This is a genomic window from Alcanivorax profundi (assembly GCF_003597125.1).
Taxonomy (GTDB): domain Bacteria; phylum Pseudomonadota; class Gammaproteobacteria; order Pseudomonadales; family Alcanivoracaceae; genus Alcanivorax; species Alcanivorax profundi.
Genome location: NZ_QYYA01000204.1, coordinates 1 through 365, shown reverse-complemented (window position 1 = coordinate 365; position 365 = coordinate 1). Strand labels below are relative to the sequence as shown.

The following is a 365-nucleotide window of genomic DNA, read 5'->3' as shown; positions in this document are numbered from 1 at the left end:
TTGTTGTATTATGACAAGGAGATTCCTTATTCAGTAGAGGTCGTAGTAGAACAGTTCAAGGAAGACGAGAAAAGCATCCATATCAATGCGGTGATTTATGTGGAGCGTGATTCTCAGAAAGGTATTATTATCGGGCGTCAGGGAAAAGCCTTGAAGGAAGTGGCTACTGAAGCACGTAAGACGTTGGAACACTTTTTCCGTAAATCCATTTACCTGGAGACATTTGTTAAGGTGGATAAGGACTGGAGAAGCTCTGACAAGGAATTGAAAAATTTTGGTTATCAATTGGATTAATATCGGCTGCGAAGCCGTAAATGAAGATAATTATGGGAAATTTAGTTGCGATTGTGGGACGTCCCAATGTG

1 protein-coding gene is annotated in these 365 nt (G+C 40.5%); it reads left to right on the top strand.

Annotation, left to right across the window (positions count from 1 at the left end; translation table 11 throughout):
* Positions 1 to 294 (top strand): KH domain-containing protein (locus tag D4A39_RS19495; RefSeq protein ID WP_199699518.1); only part of this gene is annotated, 294 nt, incomplete at its 5' end.
* Positions 295 to 365 lie beyond the last annotated feature (71 nt).